The sequence below is a fragment of the Variovorax sp. CCNWLW186 genome (assembly GCF_037203865.1).
Classification (GTDB): domain Bacteria; phylum Pseudomonadota; class Gammaproteobacteria; order Burkholderiales; family Burkholderiaceae_C; genus Variovorax.
In genome coordinates this window covers 20963-39405 of record NZ_JBBCBO010000027.1, presented here as the reverse complement: position 1 = coordinate 39405, position 18443 = coordinate 20963, and the positions used below count along the sequence as shown (strand labels likewise).

Here is an 18443-nt window from a genome sequence, read left to right as displayed (position 1 = left end):
GAGGACTCGGATGCTCACTGTCATAGCCTTTGTGGTTGCCATCGGCGTGCTGATTGCCGTGCACGAATACGGCCACTATCGCGTCGCCGTCGCTTGCGGCGTCAAGGTGCTGCGGTTCTCGGTCGGCTTCGGCAAGACGCTGTACCGTTGGCAGCCCAAGCGCCAGCATCCCGGCCAGTCGACCGAATTCGTCATCGGCGCATTCCCCCTTGGCGGCTACGTCAAGATGCTCGATGAGCGCGAAGGGCCGGTAGCACCCGAAGAACGGCACCGCGCCTTCAACACCCAGCCGCTGCGCGCGCGCGCGGCCATCGTCGCCGCCGGGCCCATCGCCAACCTGCTGCTCGCGGTGGTGCTCTATACAGCCGTCAACTGGATCGGCGTGGATGAGCCCGTCGCCAAGCTGGCCCGCCCCGTTGCGGCCTCGCTCGCGGAAGCCGCAGGCTTGCGCGGCGGTGAGCACATCACGCGCGCCGGCTTCGACGGCGACCTGGAGCCGGTGCAGTCGTTCGAAGACCTTCGCTGGCGCATGACGCGCGGCGCCCTCGACGGCCAGGACCTGACGCTTGAAATCGCAGGCGAGGGCGGCCGGCCCGAACGCCAGATCGTGCTGCCGCTGAGCCGCATGCAGGCCAAAGACGCCGACCCGCAGATGTTCCGCAAGATCGGCGTGCTCGCTCCGCTCACGCGTCCCGAGATCGGTGAGGTCATGGCGGGCAGCGCCGCAGAACGCGCCGGCCTGCGTAACGGCGATCTGGTCCGGGCCATCGGCAACACGCCCATCGTCGATGGTCAGCAATTGCGCGAGTTGATCCGGACTTCGATCGACGGCGATCAGCCGCGCGTTCAAACCTGGCAGGTGCAGCGCGGCGGCCAGCTGGTCGAGCTCGAAGTCAGGCCGGAGCTGCGTGAAGAGGCGGGCGTGAAGGTCGGCCGGATCGGCGCCTACGTGGGCGCGCCGCCCGAAATGGTCACGGTCCGGCAGGGCCCCGTCGATGGTGTCTGGCGCGGCATTGTGCGCACCTGGGAGGTCTCGGCGCTCACCGTCCGCATGATGGGCAAGATGGTCATCGGCGAAGCTTCGCTCAAGAACTTGAGCGGGCCGCTCACGATCGCCGACTATGCGGGCAAGTCCGCAAGCCTCGGGCTGACCCAGTACCTGGTGTTCCTTGCGCTGATCAGCGTGAGCCTGGGTGTGCTCAATCTCATGCCGCTGCCGGTCCTCGATGGGGGACACCTGATGTATTATCTTTGGGAGGGCCTGACCGGCAAGAGCGTCTCTGACGCTTGGATGGAACGGCTTCAGCGCGGCGGTGTCGCTTTGCTGCTGGTCATGATGTCGGTCGCACTTTTCAACGACGTCACGCGGCTCTTTGGTTAACTTTCTGCCGGCCCTTTCCGCGCCGGCCCAATTCACAGATGAACACAAACTTCAGTCGCTTTCGCCTGCGTAGCGTTGCCGCGGTAGTGGCCAGCGCCCTGGCGGCCACCGCAGCCTGGGCCGTCGAGCCTTTCACGGTGCGCGACATTCGCGTCGAAGGCTTGCAACGCGTGGAGCCCGGCACGATCTTCGCGTCGCTGCCGCTGCGTGTGGGCGATACCTACAGCGACGAACGCGGATCGGCCGCCATCCGCGCGCTGTTCGACCTGGGTTTGTTCAAGGACGTGCGCATCGACGTCAACGGCAACGTGCTGGTGGTGATCGTCGAAGAGCGGCCCACCATCGCTGACGTCGATTTCGTCGGCACCAAGGAATTCGACAAGGCCGCGCTCCAGAAGGCGCTGCGCGAAGTCGGCCTGACCGACGGCCGGCCCTACGACAAGGCCCTGGCCGACCGTGCCGAGCAGGAGCTCAAGCGCCAATATGTGAGCCGTAGCCTCTACAACGCGCAGGTCGTGACCACGGTCACGCCCATCGAGCGCAACCGCGTCAACCTTACGTTCACCGTGACCGAGGGCGATTCGGCCCGCATCCGCGAAGTGCGCGTGGTCGGCAACAAGGCCTTCAGCGAATCGACGCTGCTGAGCCTGTTCGACCAGGACAGCGGCGGCTTCATGAGCTGGTACACCAAGTCGAACCAGTACTCGCGCACCAAGCTGAACGCCGACCTGGAAACGCTCCGCTCGTACTACATCACCCGCGGCTACCTCGAGTTCCGCATCGATTCGACCCAGGTGGCCATTTCGCCCGACCGGCAGGACCTGACGGTGACGGTGAACATCACCGAAGGCGAAAAGTTCGTGGTTTCCGGCGTCAAGCTCGACGGCAACTATCTCGGCCGCGACGAAGAGTTCAAGTCGCTCGTGACCATCAAGCCCGGCGAGCCGTACAACGGCGAGCAGGTCACCGAAACCACCAAGGCCTTCACCGACTATTTCGGCACCTTCGGCTACGCGTTTGCGCGCGTGCAGGCCCGTCCTGAAATCGATCGCGTCAACAACCGCGTGACGCTGACGCTGCAAGCTGAACCGTCGCGCCGCGTCTATGTGCGCCGCGTGGCCGTGGGCGGCAACGCCAAGACGCGTGACGAGGTGATCCGGCGCGAGTTCCGCCAGTTCGAAGCTTCGTGGTACGACGGCGACAAGATCAAGATCTCGCGCGACCGCGTGGACCGCCTCGGCTTCTTCACCGAAGTGAACGTCGAAACCCAGGAAATCCCGGGTTCGCCCGACCAGGTCGACCTGGTCGTGAACGTGGCGGAAAAGCCCACGGGTAGCCTGCAGCTCGGCGCCGGCTACTCCAGCGCCGAGAAGGTGGCTCTCACCTTCGGTATCTCGCAGGAGAACGTGTTCGGTTCGGGCAACTTCCTGGGCTTGCAGGTCAACACCAGCAAGTACAACCGCACGCTTTCGCTGACCACCACCGACCCGTACTTCACGCAGGACGGCATCTCGCGCACGGTGAGCGTCTATCACACCACCACGCGGCCGTACAACTACTCGGTCGACGGCGACTACAAGCTGGTCAACCAGGGCGCTTCGATCCGCTTTGGCGTGCCGTTCAGCGAAGTCGACACCGTCTTCTTCGGGGTCGGCCTCGAGCGCTACGCCTTCGACGCGCAGAGCTCGTTCGCCTTCCTTACGCCCAAGTCGTACCGCGACTACTTCCAGTGCAAGACCGACGCCAGCGGGTTGTTCGTCTCGCGATGCGACCAGGACAGCGTGTGGGGCGTGCCGCTGACCATCGGCTGGGGCCGCGACAACCGCGACAGCGCACTCGTTCCGACGAGCGGCCGCCTGCAGCGCGCCAACGTCGAGCTGGGCGTCGGTGGGGACATGAAGTACCTCAAGACGAGCTACCAGTACCAGCAGTTCTTCCCCATCAGCAAGCAGTACACCTTCGCGATCAACGGCGAAGTCGGCTACGGCAAGGCGTTCGGCGGCAAGACCTTCCCGATCTTCAAGAACTTCTATGCCGGTGGCCTGGGTTCGATCCGCGGTTTCGAGCAGAACTCGCTGGGCCCGCGCGACGCGCCGCTGCTTGGCCAGACCGAAGGCGCCGCCCTGGGCGGCACCAAGAAGGCGATCTTCAATGCCGAGCTCAGCACGCCGTTCCCCGGCGCCGGCAACGACCGCACTCTGCGCCTGTACGGCTTCTTCGACGTCGGCAATGTGTTCGGCTCGCGGGCCGAAGGCCTGACCGACGCCCAGTACAAGGCCCAGAAGAAGCTGCGCGCCTCCGTCGGCCTCGGCGTCAGCTGGATTTCGCCGCTCGGGCCGCTGCGCCTGGCCTACGCCTTCCCCATCAGGTCCCAGAAGGAAGTGGTGGATCCGGCGACCGGCTTCGTCACGATCCCGAAGGATAGAATTCAGCGCTTGCAATTCCAGATCGGAACTTCTTTCTAAATGACGCATTTGATCCGCGCCGCAGCTGGCGCGTTGTTGATCCCCGTTTTTGCGCTGGTTGCCGCGCCTGCTGCCCAGGCGCAGGAGACTTTTCGCATCGGATTCGTGAATCCGGACCGCGTGCTGCGCGAAGCCCAGCCTGCCAAGGCTGCGCAAGCCAAGCTCGAGTCCGAGTTCCTCAAGCGCGAGAAAGACCTCACGACGCAAGGCGAGGCTTTGAAGTCGGCTTCCGAAAGGTTCGAGCGCGAGGCGCCTACCTTGTCGGAAAGCCAGCGTACGGCACGCCAGCGCGCGCTGGTCGACCAGGACCGTGATTTCCAGCGCCGCCGCCGCGAGTTCCAGGAAGACCTCAATGCGCGCAAGAACGAAGAGCTCCAGCAGGTCTACGAGCGTGCCAACCGCGTGGTGAAGCAGGTGGCCGAGGCTGAAAAGTACGACGCCATCCTGCAGGAGGCGATCTACATCAATCCGAAGCACGACATCACGGACAAGGTGATCAAGGCGCTGAACGCCTCGACCACTTCTTCCGCGCCTGCGGGCGGCAAATAACGCCGCAAAAACGGCGTGGCATTGCTGCTCGGAGCCATTGTTGACGCCCTCGGGGGCGAGCTCCACGGGGACGCTGCGCTTTCCATCGAGCGGCTAGCTCCGCTTCAGAACGCCCAGCCTGATGCGCTCAGTTTCCTGAGCCATCCCAAATACCAGCAGGAGCTGGCGGCATCCAAGGCCGCCTGCGTGATCGTTTCGCCGGCCATGCGCGAGGCGGCAGCGGCGCGCGGAGCGTTCATCGTCGCGGCCGATCCGTATCTCTACTTTGCGCGGCTCACCCAACTCTGGAAGGCGCACCATGCGCGCCCCGAGGCCGACCGCATCCATCCCTCCGCCGTCATTCATCCTGAAGCCCATGTGGACGCCACCGCGCGCATCGGTGCCTTGTGCGTGGTGGAGCGGGGCGCACGCATCGGAGCCGGCACGGTCCTGAAGTCGCGCGTGACCGTCAGCGAAGACTGCCTGGTCGGCGACCGCTGCCTGCTGCATCCCGGCGTGGTGATCGGCGCCGACGGCTTCGGCCTCGCACCGCACAAGGGAGAGTGGGTCAAGATCGAGCAGCTGGGCGCGGTGCGCATCGGCAACGACGTCGAGATCGGTGCCAACACCTGCATCGACCGCGGCGCGCTCGACGACACCGTCATCGAAGACGGCGTCAAGCTCGACAACCTCATCCAGATCGGCCACAACGTGCGCGTGGGCAAGCACACCGCCATGGCGGGCTGCGTCGGCGTGGCGGGTAGCGCCACCATCGGCGCGCACTGCACCTTCGGCGGCGGTGCCATCGTGCTGGGCCACCTGACTGTTGCAGATGGCGTGCACGTTTCGGCGGCCACGGTGGTCACACGCTCGATCCACAAGGCCGGGCAGTACACCGGCATGTTCCCCATCGACGACAATGCGAGCTGGGAAAAAAATGCTGCAACACTCAAGCAGTTGCACAGCCTGCGCGAACGACTGAAGGCGCTGGAGAAGGCCCCCCAGAATAAATGAAGACGACGCAGGAACAGAAAATCATGACGACGACGCTCGATATCCATCAAATCCTCAAGCTGCTGCCCCACCGTTACCCGTTCCTGCTGGTGGATCGCGTGCTGGACATGGAAAAGGGCAAGCGCATCACGGCGCTCAAGAACGTGACGATGAACGAGCCGTTCTTCAACGGCCACTTTCCTCACCGTCCGGTCATGCCGGGCGTGCTGATGCTCGAAGCCATGGCACAGGCGGCGGCGCTGCTGTCGTTCCATTCGCTGGACATCGTGCCCGACGACAACACGGTCTACTACTTTGCCGCCATCGACGGTGCGCGCTTCAAGCGCCCCGTGGAGCCGGGCGACCAGCTCACGCTCGAAGTCGAAATCGAGCGCATGAAAGCCGGCATCTCCAAGTTCAAGGGCCGTGCCCTGGTGGGCGCCGAGCTCGCCTGCGAGGCGACGCTGATGTGCGCCATGCGCCAGATCAACTGATCTTGCGGCGGTTACAACAAGGCATGACGCAGGTTCATCCGACAGCGCTCATCGATCCGAAGGCAGAACTCGACGCCTCGGTTTCGGTCGGGCCGTACACCATCATCGGCCCTCATGTGCGGGTTGGCGCCGGGACGACCATCGGCGCGCATTGCGTGATCGAGGGCCGCACCACCATCGGCCGCGACAACCGGATCTTCCAGTTTTCTTCGCTGGGCGCCGTGCCGCAGGACAAGAAATACGCCGGCGAGCCGACCGAGCTGGTCATTGGCGACCGCAATGTCATTCGCGAGTTCTGCACCTTCAACCTTGGCGTGCCGGGGGCGGGCGGCATCACGCGCGTGGGCAACGACAACTGGATCATGGCGTACACGCACATCGCGCACGACTGCCGTGTCGATGACCACACCACCTTGGCCAACAACACCACATTGGCCGGCCACGTGCATCTGGCCGACTGGGTCACGATCGGCGGGCTGACGGGCATTCACCAGTTCGTTTCGATCGGCGCGCACGCCATGGTGGGCTTTGCCAGTGCCGTGTCGCAGGACGTGCCTCCCTTCATGCTGGTCGACGGCAACCCGCTGGCTGTGCGCGGCTTCAACGTCGTGGGTCTGCGCCGGCGCGATTTTTCGGCACCCCGCCTTGCGGCGGTGAAGCAGATGCATCGCCTGCTGTACCGTCAGGGCAAGACGCTCGAAGAAGCGCGCGCCGGCATCAACGCATTGGCGGCCGAAACCCCTGAAGCGGCCGAGGACGTGGCGCTGATGGAGCGTTTTCTCTCCAATTCGACGCGCGGCATCGCGCGCTGAAGTAGCAGTCGCATGGGCAAGGACGAACAGCGAAGGTTCGCGCTGGTCGCGGGAGAGGCGTCCGGCGACCTGCTGGCCGGCCTGCTCCTGGACGGCCTGCAGGCGCGTTGGCCATCGCTCCAGACCGCCGGCATCGGCGGCCCCCGAATGCTCGCGCACGGTTTCCAAAGCTGGTGGCCGCAAGAAAAACTCGCGGTGCGCGGCTATATCGAGGTGCTGCGCCACTATGCCGAAATTGCCGGCATCCGTCGGCAGCTCAAGGCACGGCTGCTGCGGGAGTGGCCCGAACTCTTCATTGGCGTGGACGCACCCGATTTCAACCTTGATCTCGAGGCCGGATTGCGCAGCCGCGGCATGAAGACGGTGCACTTCGTCTGTCCCTCCATTTGGGCCTGGCGCGCAGAACGCATCGAAAAAATCCGCGCCGCAGCCGACCATGTGCTGTGCATCTTTCCGTTCGAGCCCGCGCTGCTGGCGGAAAACGGGGTGCAGGGCAGCTATGTCGGCCATCCGCTGGCCAACGTGATTCCGATGACGCCCGACCGGGTCGCCGCTCGTGCAGCGCTGGGTTTGGCGCCGGATGCGGAGGTCGTCGCCTTGCTGCCCGGCAGCCGCCGTTCGGAGGTGCGCTATCTGGCCGCGCGATTCTTCGCCGCTGCGGCGCAAATGCTCAAGGCAAGGCCGGCATTGCAGTTTGTCGCCCCCATCCTGCCGGGGCTGCGCGTGGAGGTCGAGGCCTTGCTGCAGGCCAGCGGCGCCGCAGGCCGGGTGAAGCTGCTCGACGGCCAGTCGCATGCCGCGCTGGCTGCCTGCGACGTGACCCTGATCGCCAGCGGCACCGCCACGCTCGAGGCGGCGCTGTTCAAACGGCCGATGGTCATCGCGTACAACATGAACGCGCTCTCGTGGCGCCTGATGCAGCGCAAACAGCTCCAGCCCTGGGTCGGTTTGCCCAACATCCTGGCGCGTGAGTTCGTGGTGCCCGAGCTGTTGCAGGAGGCAGCCACGCCGGAGGCGCTGGCCCACGCCACGCTCGAGTGGTTCGACGCGCCCGAAAAGACGCGGGCGCTGCAACAAAAATTTTCAGAGCTGCACGTGCAACTGCAGCGCGATACGCCGACACTTTGCGCCGATGCGATCCAGAAAGTTCTTGAAGGCTGAGCAGGCGGCCCTGGTGTGGGACGCGCCGGGCCTTGTTGCGGGCGTGGACGAAGCGGGCCGCGGACCGCTGGCCGGCCCGGTGGTGGCCGCGGCCGTCATCCTGGACGACCAGCGTCCGATCCGCGGCCTGGCCGACTCCAAGACGCTCACGGCCCTGCAGCGCGAGCGCCTGCACGACCAGATTCTTGCAAAAGCGCTGTGCTGCTCGGTGGCGCAGGCCACGGTCGAGGAAATCGACACCCACAACATCCTGCAGGCCACGATGCTCGCGATGCGCCGCGCGGTGGAGGGGCTGCGCCTCAAGCCTGCGAAAGTGCTGGTCGACGGCAACCGATTGCCCACACTCGATGTGCTGGCCGAGGCCATCGTGAAGGGCGACGCGCGGGTCAAGGCGATCTCGGCTGCCTCCATCCTCGCCAAGGTCCACCGCGACCGCCTGTGCGAGCAACTGCACGTCGAATTTCCCCACTATGGTTTTGCCGGCCACAAGGGCTACGGCACGCCGGAGCATCTGGAGGCGCTGCTGCGCCATGGCGCCTGCGTTCACCACCGCCGCTCGTTCAGCCCGGTGGCCGCGGCCCTGGCACGTGCAGCCGGCGAGGTTGCCGTGCCGGCCGAAGCCTCCATGCCGCTCGCGGTGGCCGCCTCAACGGTCGAGACCGTGCATCTCGACCTGCGCACGGCGCCCTGAGATTCCCGACGCATGACCACTCCATCGGGCGCGAGCCACATCAGCTCGCGCGACAACCCGCTGCTCAAGGACTTGCGCAAGCTGGCCCAGGACCCCGGTGCCTACCGCAAGCTCGGCCGCGTGTGGCTGGAGGGCGATCACCTCTGCCGCGCGGCGCTCGCCAGGGGCATCAAGCCCGCCATCGCCGTTTTTTCAGAATCGTTCTGGCCGCAGTGTCCTGCCGAATGGGCGAGTGTTGCTATAAAAACCGTAGTGGTCGACGACGATCTCTTGCGCGGGGCCAGCGGACTGGAGTCGCCCGCGCCCATGGGTTTCGTGCTCGATCTGCCTGAGCGGCCGGCGCTGCTGCCCGGCGCGCCCAGCGTCGTGCTCGACCGCCTCCAGGACGCCGGCAATGCCGGTTCCATCCTGCGCAGCGCGGCGGCTTTCGGGTTCAGGCAGGTGATTGCGCTCAAGGGCACGGCCGCGTTGTGGGCGCCCAAGGTGCTGCGGGCAGGCATGGGCGCCCATTTCGGCCTGCGGTTGATCGAAGGCGTGGAGGCCGATGCGCTCGACGAGTTGAAGGTGCCGCTGGTGGCCACCAGCTCGCACCGGGGCGAATGGCTGCACGAGGCCAGGCTGCCGCATCCCTGCGCCTGGCTCATGGGGCACGAGGGGCAGGGCGTTTCCGCGGCGCTGGAAGCCCGGGCAACGCACCACATCCGCATTGCGCAGCCCGGCGGCGAGGAATCGCTGAACGTGGCTGCCGCGGCCGCCATCTGCCTGCACGCGAGCGGCGCGGCCGGCCTTGCGCGGGTGAATTCCTGATTCCCGGACGCCATAAAGGCGTCGGCCTCGTATGTTTTCCGGCCTTTCAAGTCAGGAGGGTGACGCCGCCGGGCTACAATCGGGGGCTTACTCGCAATAGCGTCGCCCGGCCGCCTACAACGCCATCTTCCCCTTAAGCAGCAGTCCGCAGGCAACGCGCCTGGGGCTCCGGGCGACCGTAACCATCCGGAGAACCCAGTGCTTTTGTCTCTCAAGGGAAGTTTCCCGCCCGCCATCCTGGCGCTCGCAGACGGCACGGTCTTTCAAGGCAATTCGATCGGAGCCGCCGGCTCCACGACCGGTGAAGTGGTGTTCAACACCTCCATGACCGGTTACCAGGAAATCCTCACCGACCCGAGTTATTGCCAGCAGATCGTGACGCTCACGTATCCGCATATCGGCAACTACGGCGTCAATGGGGAAGACATCGAAGCCGACAAGATCCATGCCGCTGGCCTGATCATCAAAGACCTGCCGCTCGTCGCATCCAATTTCCGCAAGACCGCGACGCTGAACGAATACCTCGTGGCCGGCAAGACGGTGGCCATCGCGAACATCGACACCCGCAAGCTGACCCGCCACCTGCGCACCCATGGCGCGCAGAACGGCTGCATCCTGGGCCTCGCCGCGGGCGAAGCCGTGACGCAGGCGCTGATCGACAAGGCCATTGCCGCCGCCAAGGGCGCGCCCAACATGGCCGGGCTCGACCTGGCCAAGGTCGTGTCGGTGAAGCAGACCTACGAGTGGACCGAAACTGAGTGGAAGCTCGTGAACTCGAACGGCAAGCCGGGCTACGGCGTGCAGATCACGCCCAAGTTCCACGTGGTGGCGTTCGATTACGGCGTCAAGAAGAACATCCTGCGCATGATCGCGCAGCGCGGCGCCCGCATCACCGTGGTGCCGGCGCAAACGCCCGCCGCCGATGTGCTCAAGCTCAAACCCGACGGCATCTTCCTGGCCAACGGCCCGGGAGACCCGGAGCCTTGCGATTACGCCATCAGCGCGGTCAAGGAACTCATCGAGACCGGCATTCCGACCTTCGGCATCTGCCTGGGGCACCAGATCATGGCGCTGGCCTCGGGTGCGAAGACCTTCAAGATGAAGTTCGGCCACCACGGCGCGAACCATCCGGTGAAAGACCTGGACAACGGCCGCGTGAGCATCACCAGCCAGAACCATGGCTTCGCGGTCGACGAGAAGTCGCTGCCGGCCAACCTGCGCGCCACCCACATCAGCCTGTTCGACAACACGCTGCAGGGCCTTGCGCGCACCGACAAGCCGGCGTTCTGCTTCCAGGGCCACCCGGAGGCCTCGCCCGGCCCGCACGACATCGGCTACCTGTTCGACCGCTTCACCGCGCTCATGGAGCAGGCACGTGGAGAGCAGGCACGTGGCTGATGCACCCGCGGTGCTCGACGTCTCGGTCATCGCCGCATTGCGCGATGCCGAGGGCAAGATCTATGTGCTGCGCGGCCTCAAGGTCATGCTGGCGCAGGACCTTGCCGCGCTCTACGGCGTCGAGACCCGGGTGTTGTTGCAGGCCATGCGCCGCAACCTCGATCGTTTTCCCGCGGACTTTGCCTTCACCCTGGAGAACCACGACCTCGAGAATTTGAGATCACAACTTGTGATCTCAAAAACCGAGAAGCCGGGTTCCGGCGGCGCGCGCTACCGCAGCGTGGCGCTCACCGAACAGGGCGTGGCCATGTTGTCGAGCGTGCTGCGCAGCGAACGCGCCGTGGCCGTCAACATCGAGATCATGCGTACCTTCGTCAAGCTGCGCAGCATGCTGTCGGAGCACGCCGATCTCAAGCGCAAGCTGAACGCGCTGGAACAGCGATACGACCAGAACTTTCGCGATGTATTCAACGCGATCCATCAACTGATGGATGAACCGAAGCCGGGCGCCTACAGCGGCCGCGGCATCGGTTTCACCAAGGACAAATAAGATGCCCAAGCGCTCAGACCTCAAATCCATTCTCATCATCGGCGCCGGCCCGATCATCATCGGCCAGGCCTGCGAGTTCGACTACTCCGGCGTGCAGGCTTGCAAGGCTCTGCGCGAAGAGGGCTACAAGGTCATCCTGATCAACAGCAACCCCGCGACGATCATGACCGACCCGGCCACGGCCGACGTGACCTACATCGAGCCGATCACCTGGCAGACGGTCGAGAAGATCATCGCCAAGGAGCGCCCCGACGCCATCCTGCCGACCATGGGCGGCCAGACCGCGCTCAACTGCGCGCTCGACCTCTGGCGCAACGGCGTGCTCGACAAGTACACGGGCGCGGCCACCAACAAGCCGGTCGAACTCATCGGCGCCACGCCCGAAGCCATCGACAAGGCCGAGGACCGCCTGAAGTTCAAGGACGCGATGACCAAGATCGGACTCGGCTCGGCGCGCTCCGGCATCGCCCATTCGATGGAAGAGGCCTGGGCGGTGCAGAAGTCGGTCGGCTTTCCGACCGTGATCCGCCCGAGCTTCACGCTCGGCGGCACCGGCGGCGGCATTGCCTACAACCCGGAAGAGTTCGAGACCATCTGCAAGCGCGGCATCGAAGCCTCGCCGACCAACGAGCTCTTGATCGAAGAATCGCTGCTCGGCTGGAAAGAGTACGAGATGGAAGTCGTGCGCGACAAGGCCGACAACTGCATCATCGTCTGCTCGATTGAAAACCTCGACCCGATGGGCGTGCACACCGGCGACTCGATCACCGTGGCCCCCGCTCAGACGCTCTCCGACAAGGAATACCAGATCCTGCGCAACGCCTCGCTGGCCGTGCTGCGCGAGATCGGCGTGGACACTGGCGGCTCGAACGTGCAGTTCTCCATCAACCCGAAGGACGGCCGCATGGTCGTCATCGAGATGAATCCGCGCGTCTCGCGTTCGTCAGCGCTGGCCTCCAAGGCCACGGGCTTCCCGATTGCCAAGGTCGCGGCCAAGCTGGCCGTGGGCTACACGCTCGACGAACTGCGCAACGAGATCACGGGCGGCGCCACGCCCGCGTCGTTCGAACCGTCGATCGACTACGTGGTCACCAAGATCCCGCGCTTTGCGTTCGAGAAATTCCCGCAGGCCGATTCGCGCCTGACCACGCAGATGAAGTCCGTGGGTGAAGTGATGGCCATGGGCCGCACCTTCCAGGAATCGTTCCAGAAGGCCCTGCGCGGCCTCGAAGTGGGCGTGGACGGCCTCAACGAGAAGACGCAGGACCGTGAAGTGCTCGAGAAGGAACTGGGCGAGCCCGGTCCCGAGCGCATCTGGTACGTGGGCGATGCCTTCGCCATGGGCCTGAGCGTGGACGAAGTGTTCGCGCTGACCAAGATCGACCCGTGGTTCCTGGTGCAGATCGAAGAGATCGTGAAGATCGAACTCGAGCTCGAAACCAAGTCGCTCGACGACATCGACAAGGACACGCTGCTCGCGCTCAAGAAGAAGGGCTTTTCCGACCGCCGCCTGGCCAAGCAGCTCAAGACCACCGACACCGCCATTCGCGAGAAGCGCCGCGCGCTGGGCGTGCGCCCGGTCTACAAGCGCGTGGACACCTGCGCGGCCGAGTTCGCGACCAACACGGCCTACATGTACTCGACCTACGAGGACGAGTGCGAAGCCGACCCGACCGACAAGAAGAAGATCATGGTGCTCGGCGGCGGTCCCAACCGCATCGGCCAGGGCATCGAGTTCGACTACTGCTGCGTGCATGCCGCGCTCGCCATGCGCGAGGACGGCTACGAGACCATCATGGTCAACTGCAACCCCGAGACCGTGTCGACCGACTACGACACGAGCGACCGCCTGTACTTCGAGCCGCTCACGCTCGAAGATGTGCTCGAGATCGTCGACAAGGAAAAGCCGCTCGGCGTGATCGTGCAGTACGGCGGCCAGACGCCGCTCAAGCTCGCGCTGGACCTCGAGGCAAACGGGGTGCCGATCATCGGCACCTCGCCCGACATGATCGACGCGGCCGAAGACCGCGAGCGCTTCCAGAAGCTGCTGCATGAGCTCAAGCTGCTGCAACCGCCGAACGCCACCGCGCGCACCGAACCCGAGGCGCTCGAGAAGGCCGCGGCCCTCGGCTACCCGCTGGTGGTGCGCCCGAGCTATGTGCTCGGCGGCCGCGCGATGGAAATCGTGCACGAGCAGCGCGACCTCGAGCGCTACATGCGCGAAGCGGTCAAGGTGAGCAACGACTCGCCGGTGCTGCTCGACCGCTTCCTGAACGATGCTGTCGAGTGCGACGTCGACTGCTTGCGCGATGCCGAGGGCCAGACCCTGATCGGCGGCGTGATGGAGCACATCGAGCAAGCCGGCGTGCACTCGGGCGACTCCGCCTGCTCGCTGCCACCCTACAGCCTGAGCGCCGAGACCATTGCAGAGCTGAAGCGCCAGAGCGCCGCCATGGCCGCCGCGCTCAACGTGGTGGGCCTGATGAACGTGCAGTTCGCCATCCAGCAGAAGGACGGCAAGGACGTCATCTACGTGCTCGAAGTGAACCCGCGTGCTTCGCGCACCGTGCCTTACGTGAGCAAGGCCACGGGCATCCAGCTCGCCAAGGTGGCGGCACGCTGCATGGCCGGCCAGTCGCTCAAGTCGCAGGGTGTGACCAAGGAAGTGACGCCGCCTTACTTCAGCGTGAAGGAGGCCGTGTTCCCGTTCGTCAAGTTCCCGGGCGTCGACACCATCCTCGGCCCCGAGATGAAGTCGACCGGCGAAGTGATGGGCGTGGGCAAGACCTTCGGCGAAGCCTTCGTGAAGTCGCAGCTGGGCGCGGGCACGCACCTGCCGAAGTCGGGCAAGGTCTTCATCTCGGTGAAGAACAACGACAAGGCGCGCGCGGTGGAAGTGGCGCGCGGCCTGGTCAAGCTGGGCTTCGAGATCATCGCCACCAAGGGCACGGCCGCCGCCATCGGTGCTGCGGGCATCGAATGCGCAACGGTGAACAAGGTGACCGAAGGCCGCCCGCACATCGTGGACATGATCAAGAACAACGAGATCGCCTTGGTCATCAACACGGTGGAAGAGCGCCGCAACGCGATCAACGACTCGCGGCAGATCCGCACCTCGGCGCTGCTCGCGCGCGTGACCACCTTCACCACCATCTTTGGTGCCGAAGCCGCGGTCGAAGGCATGGGCTTCATGGACGAGCTCGGTGTGATCTCGGTGCAGGAGATGCACGCGCAGCTGGCAGCCGCCTGAGCGTGGCCATGGAAACGCAGCTCGTCGAACTCGACCTCGCGGACTGGAACGCGGCCACGCCCAACGAAGCGTGGATCGCCGAACTGGAAGCGGGCAAGGTGCTGTACTTTCCGCGCCTGGGCTTCGAGCTGCTGCCCGAAGAGCGCAGCCTGCTCACGCCGAGCCTGCTGTCGCCGGATGTGCGCAACATCAGCCTCGACGCCAACGGCAAGCTCAAGGGCGCTGTCGGCGACGAGGACGTGCAGCGCAAGGCAACGGCAATGGTGAGGCGGTTTCGCGCGCAGGCGCAGCAACTCATCCACGGCCTGCTGCCGCACTACACGCCAGCCCTGCGGCTGGCGCCGACCAGCTACCGGCCGGCACAGGTCGAGACGCGCGTGCAATCGTGGCGCGCCGACGACCGCCGCCTGCATGTCGATGCATTTCCCTCGCGGCCCAACTATGGCGAGCGCATCCTTCGGGTGTTCACCAACGTGAACCCTGAAGGCGCGCCGCGCGTGTGGCGCGTGGGCGAACCTTTCGAGGACATCGCCAGGCGCTTTTTGCCGCGCGCCAAGCCCTATGTGCGCTGGCAAGCGAAGTTGCTGCAGTCGCTGCATGTGACCAAGTCGTTCCGCAGCGAGTACGACCACCTGATGCTGCAGCTGCACGACGGCATGAAATCGGACATGGCCTACCAGGAAAATTCGCCGCAGGAGAAGGCCGAGTTTCCGCCGGGTTCGGTGTGGGTTTGCTTCTCGGACCAGACCTCGCACGCCGTCATGGCGGGCCAGTACATGCTTGAGCAGACCCTTCATCTGGCTGCGTCGAAGCAATACAATCCGGATTCGAGCCCGCTCGCCATCCTGAGCCGGCTGACCGGACGCACACTCGTCTGATCCTTTCCCCCAATCGACCGCCGAACGGCAGCGTTCGGCGGTTTCGCTTTATGGAGAACCAAACATGGCCACCATCCCAATTACCAAGCGCGGTGCCGAAAAGCTGCGCGCCGAGCTGCATCAGCTCAAGACCGTGGACCGCCCCTGGGTCATCAACGCGATTTCCGAAGCCCGCGCGCAGGGCGACCTGAGCGAAAACGCCGAGTACGAGGTCGCCAAGGACCGCCAGGGCTTCATCGAAGGCCGCATCCAGGAAGTCGAAGGCAAGCTGTCGGCCGCGCAGATCATCGATCCGGCCGAACTCGACGCCGGCGGCAAGGTGGTGTTCGGCTCCACGGTGGAACTCGAGGAAGAAGAAACCGGCGAAGCGGTCAAGTACCAGATCGTCGGCGAGGACGAAGCCGACCTGAAGCTCGGACTCATCAATATCTCCAGCCCGATCGCGCGTGCGCTCATCGGCAAGGAAGAGGGCGACGTCGCCGAGGTGCAGGCCCCGGGCGGCCTCAAGCGCTACGAGATCGTGGCGGTTCGCTACATCTGATTCACGCCCGATGAAAGACCGCCTTGCGCTGTTGCTCGCCGCCTTCTGGTGGGGCAGCCTCACGACGATCGGCTTTCTGGTCGTGCCGATGCTTTTCGCACGGCTCGGCAACCCCGCCGTGGCGGGCAATTTCGCAGGGCAATTGTTCGAGGCGCAGAGCTGGATCGCCATCGGCTGCGGCCTGCTGCTGCTGGTTCATTTCAGAACCAAGATGGACGACCGCATCGACAACGCGTCGATGGCCGCCATCTTCCTTATACTGGGTGCCTTGCTGCTGGCACTGCTCCAGCAGTATGCCGTAGCACCCCGGATTCTTGCGCGCGACAACCTGAAGCTCTGGCACGCCGTGGGAAGCGGCATGTACCTGGTTCAGTGGCTGTGCGCGGGTGCACTGCTGTGGCGCATGGGCGCTGCCAAGGCGCCCGCGGCAAGCTGAGGACCAGCGGCGGCGCTGCCGCCCCTGTCCGTTCAGCTCATTCCTTCCAGAACTTCGCGATCCAGTTCGCCCGCCGGATGTAGCGGAAAGCCCGGTTGCGGCGACCCGCCAGCGCATCCGGCGGATTGCATTCGCCGTGGAACACCATGATGCGCGCGCCTTCGGGCACGAAGGGCTCTTCCCAGTAGTTGGTCGGCCACGTGGGTATGCCGTGGTACTTGAAGCTCGGGCACCAGGCCGCGGGCCAATAGCCCAGCTTGCCCTGCTTGTGCATCATGGCGGACAGGTAGGTCTGCTCGTTGCGGTACTCGGCCTGCACCTTGTCCATGTTGTCGCGAAAGTACGCCAGCACGTCGGCATGGGCACCCAGCTCAAAGCGGTAGACCGATGAGTTTCCGGTGATCCGCTGGCGCCGCCAGGGGCGTGCGTAGTCATGAATGATCAGGAACTCGCCGGGGTGCTCGAAGAATGCATCGAGGCTGCCGACGATCACCACGTCCACGTCCAGGAAGAGGGCGGTGCCGCGCAGGCCGTGCAGGTCTTTTTCGAAGGTGGTGAGCTTCTTCCATGCGCCGTCGCGCTGGCCCGGCGCCAGCTGCAGGTTGAGTGGAGGAATCGGCAGGCACGTCACTTCGGGGCGAATGCCGGTGCCGTCTTCCGTCAGGCACACGAACTTGAAGTCGCCGCTCAGGTTGCGGCGCACCATGGCGTAGAGGCGGTTGACGTATTCGGGGCCGTATTTCGTGCCCCACTTCATGCAGAGGATATGGCGCTGGGCGCCTTGCGCTGGCACCAAGTTCAGTCTGCCTGGTTACGCTTCTTGGCCGAAAGCGGCCGCTTCGCCTTGGCGCGCTTGATGGTGCCGCCGGGGGTGAGCCGCTGGTTGCCGAGCACGCGCAGGGTCTTGATTTCGGGGCGCTGGCCGCCGCGCTTGCTGTACTTCAGCACCTTGATGTCGCGCGGGCCGGGCATGCGGTCTTCGTCGACCACGCGCTCCTTCTCGGGCTTGGGGCGCCACAACACCAGCAGCTTGCCGATGTGCTGGATGGGCGCCGCGTCGAGTTCATCGGCGAGTTCCTGCAGCATGGCGTCGCGCGCCAGGCGGTCGTCGGAAAAGACGCGGATCTTGATCAGGCCGTGGGCCTTGAGCGCCGCATCGGCCTCTTTTTTAACGGCAGGGGTCAGCCCGTCTCCACCGACCATGACGATCGGATCCAGGTGGTGAGCTTCGGCGCGGTGCACCTTGCGCTCGGCAGGGGTAAGTTGAATGGCGGGCATCCCCGTATTATCGAGGGTAGAAAGCAACCTCTCGAAACGCCGGGCCGCTTCCAAGGCGAATACCGCAGCGCGAAGCACGAGAGGCCACCCATGAGCACCAAGGCAAAAAGCAAAAAAGTCAACAAGGCGTGGCTGCACGACCACATCAACGATCCGTACGTGAAGCTGGCCACGCGGGAGGGGTACCGCGCACGCGCCGCCTACAAGCTCAAGGAAATCGACGAGTCGCTGGGGTTGGTCAAACCGGGCCAACTGGTGGTCGACCTGGGTTCCACGCCCGGCGCCTGGAGCCAGTACCTGCGGCGGCGCATGTCGCCGGACGGCGCCGCAGCCGGGGAATTGAACGGCACGATCATTGCACTGGACATCCTGCCGATGGAGCCCATCGAGGGCGTGACCTTCCTGCAAGGCGATTTCCGCGAGGCGGAGCTGCTGGAGCAGGTGCTGGGTGTGCTGGCGGGCCGCAAGGCCGACCTGGTGGTTTCGGACATGGCGCCCAACCTCTCGGGCATTCACTCGGCCGACGCCGCCCGGGTTGCGCACCTGATCGAGCTTGCAATCGACTTCGCCCAGCACCACCTGAAGCCCGAAGGGGCGCTGGTGGCCAAGCTCTTCCATGGCAGCGGCTACGACGAGCTGGTAAAGCTGTTCAAGGCGAATTTTCGCACCGTGAAGCCCTTCAAACCCAAGGCCTCGCGCGACAAATCGTCCGAAACCTTTTTGGTCGGCATGGGTCTGAAGGCTCAGGAAACGCTTTGATACCTTGACGCTGCAACCCCT

At 65.0% G+C, this 18443-nt stretch carries 18 protein-coding genes; 16 read left to right on the top strand and 2 right to left on the bottom strand.

The window, feature by feature from the left end:
* Positions 1-10: 10 nt before the first annotated feature.
* The 15 genes from rseP (at position 11) to V9K97_RS24055 (ending at position 16385) form a co-directional block, all read left to right on the top strand.
* Positions 11-1381 carry an RIP metalloprotease RseP gene (rseP, locus tag V9K97_RS24125; protein ID WP_337297637.1) on the top strand — a complete coding sequence of 457 codons (1371 nt, stop codon included), beginning with the start codon at positions 11-13 and terminating at the stop codon, positions 1379-1381.
* A 38-nt stretch (positions 1382-1419) separates the two neighbouring features.
* The gene (bamA, locus tag V9K97_RS24120; protein WP_337321181.1) at positions 1420-3846 is read left to right on the top strand and encodes an outer membrane protein assembly factor BamA; all 2427 of its coding nucleotides are present in this window, start codon (positions 1420-1422) and stop codon (positions 3844-3846) included.
* Complete coding sequence (locus tag V9K97_RS24115; RefSeq protein WP_126749816.1) at positions 3847-4395, top strand: OmpH family outer membrane protein; 549 nt, start codon at positions 3847-3849, stop codon at positions 4393-4395.
* Between the two features lie 15 nt (positions 4396-4410).
* Positions 4411-5388, top strand: coding sequence for a UDP-3-O-(3-hydroxymyristoyl)glucosamine N-acyltransferase (gene lpxD / locus V9K97_RS24110; RefSeq protein WP_337321179.1), 978 nt, complete (start codon positions 4411-4413; stop codon positions 5386-5388).
* A gap of 23 nt (positions 5389-5411) precedes the next feature.
* A complete protein-coding gene (gene fabZ / locus V9K97_RS24105; RefSeq protein WP_157614172.1) occupies positions 5412-5861 on the top strand; it encodes a 3-hydroxyacyl-ACP dehydratase FabZ in 450 nt (149 codons plus the stop codon).
* 23 nt (positions 5862-5884) lie between these two features.
* Entirely contained in the window at positions 5885-6673 is a 789-nt protein-coding gene (gene lpxA / locus V9K97_RS24100) for an acyl-ACP--UDP-N-acetylglucosamine O-acyltransferase (RefSeq protein ID WP_337321177.1), read from the top strand.
* A 12-nt stretch (positions 6674-6685) separates the two neighbouring features.
* Complete coding sequence (lpxB, locus tag V9K97_RS24095) at positions 6686-7834, top strand: lipid-A-disaccharide synthase (protein WP_337321175.1); 1149 nt, start codon at positions 6686-6688, stop codon at positions 7832-7834.
* Positions 7806-8525, top strand: coding sequence for a ribonuclease HII (rnhB, locus tag V9K97_RS24090; protein WP_337321174.1), 720 nt, complete (start codon positions 7806-7808; stop codon positions 8523-8525). The genes lpxB and rnhB overlap by 29 nt, the downstream gene beginning before the upstream one ends.
* A gap of 12 nt (positions 8526-8537) precedes the next feature.
* Positions 8538-9332, top strand: coding sequence for a TrmH family RNA methyltransferase (locus V9K97_RS24085; RefSeq protein WP_337321172.1), 795 nt, complete (start codon positions 8538-8540; stop codon positions 9330-9332).
* Positions 9333-9530: 198 nt separating this feature from the next.
* The gene (gene carA, locus V9K97_RS24080) at positions 9531-10730 is read left to right on the top strand and encodes a glutamine-hydrolyzing carbamoyl-phosphate synthase small subunit (RefSeq protein ID WP_337321170.1); all 1200 of its coding nucleotides are present in this window, start codon (positions 9531-9533) and stop codon (positions 10728-10730) included.
* Positions 10723-11280, top strand: a complete 558-nt coding sequence (locus tag V9K97_RS24075; RefSeq protein WP_337321168.1) for an ORF6N domain-containing protein — start codon at positions 10723-10725, stop codon at positions 11278-11280. Before carA ends, V9K97_RS24075 begins: the two co-directional genes overlap by 8 nt.
* A 1-nt stretch (position 11281) precedes the next feature.
* Complete coding sequence (gene carB, locus V9K97_RS24070) at positions 11282-14530, top strand: carbamoyl-phosphate synthase large subunit (RefSeq protein WP_337321166.1); 3249 nt, start codon at positions 11282-11284, stop codon at positions 14528-14530.
* An 8-nt stretch (positions 14531-14538) separates the two neighbouring features.
* A complete protein-coding gene (locus V9K97_RS24065) occupies positions 14539-15408 on the top strand; it encodes a Kdo hydroxylase family protein (RefSeq protein WP_337321164.1) in 870 nt (289 codons plus the stop codon).
* A gap of 64 nt (positions 15409-15472) precedes the next feature.
* On the top strand, positions 15473-15949 hold the full coding sequence (gene greA, locus V9K97_RS24060) for a transcription elongation factor GreA (RefSeq protein ID WP_126749827.1): 477 nt from the start codon (positions 15473-15475) through the stop codon (positions 15947-15949).
* Between the two features lie 10 nt (positions 15950-15959).
* On the top strand, positions 15960-16385 hold the full coding sequence (locus tag V9K97_RS24055) for a DUF4149 domain-containing protein (RefSeq protein WP_337321162.1): 426 nt from the start codon (positions 15960-15962) through the stop codon (positions 16383-16385).
* 37 nt (positions 16386-16422) lie between these two features.
* On the opposite strand, the gene V9K97_RS24050 is transcribed toward V9K97_RS24055, so the two are convergent.
* Together V9K97_RS24050 and V9K97_RS24045 are read right to left on the bottom strand one after the other, a co-directional pair.
* Positions 16423-17142 carry a glycosyltransferase gene (locus V9K97_RS24050; RefSeq protein ID WP_337321160.1) on the bottom strand — a complete coding sequence of 240 codons (720 nt, stop codon included), beginning with the start codon at positions 17140-17142 and terminating at the stop codon, positions 16423-16425.
* A 41-nt stretch (positions 17143-17183) separates the two neighbouring features.
* A complete protein-coding gene (locus V9K97_RS24045) occupies positions 17184-17663 on the bottom strand; it encodes a YhbY family RNA-binding protein (protein ID WP_258506656.1) in 480 nt (159 codons plus the stop codon).
* A gap of 90 nt (positions 17664-17753) precedes the next feature.
* Here V9K97_RS24045 and V9K97_RS24040 point away from each other — a divergent pair, with 90 nt between their 5' ends.
* Positions 17754-18422, top strand: coding sequence for an RlmE family RNA methyltransferase (locus tag V9K97_RS24040; protein ID WP_157614149.1), 669 nt, complete (start codon positions 17754-17756; stop codon positions 18420-18422).
* The last annotated feature ends 21 nt before the right edge of the window (positions 18423-18443 follow it).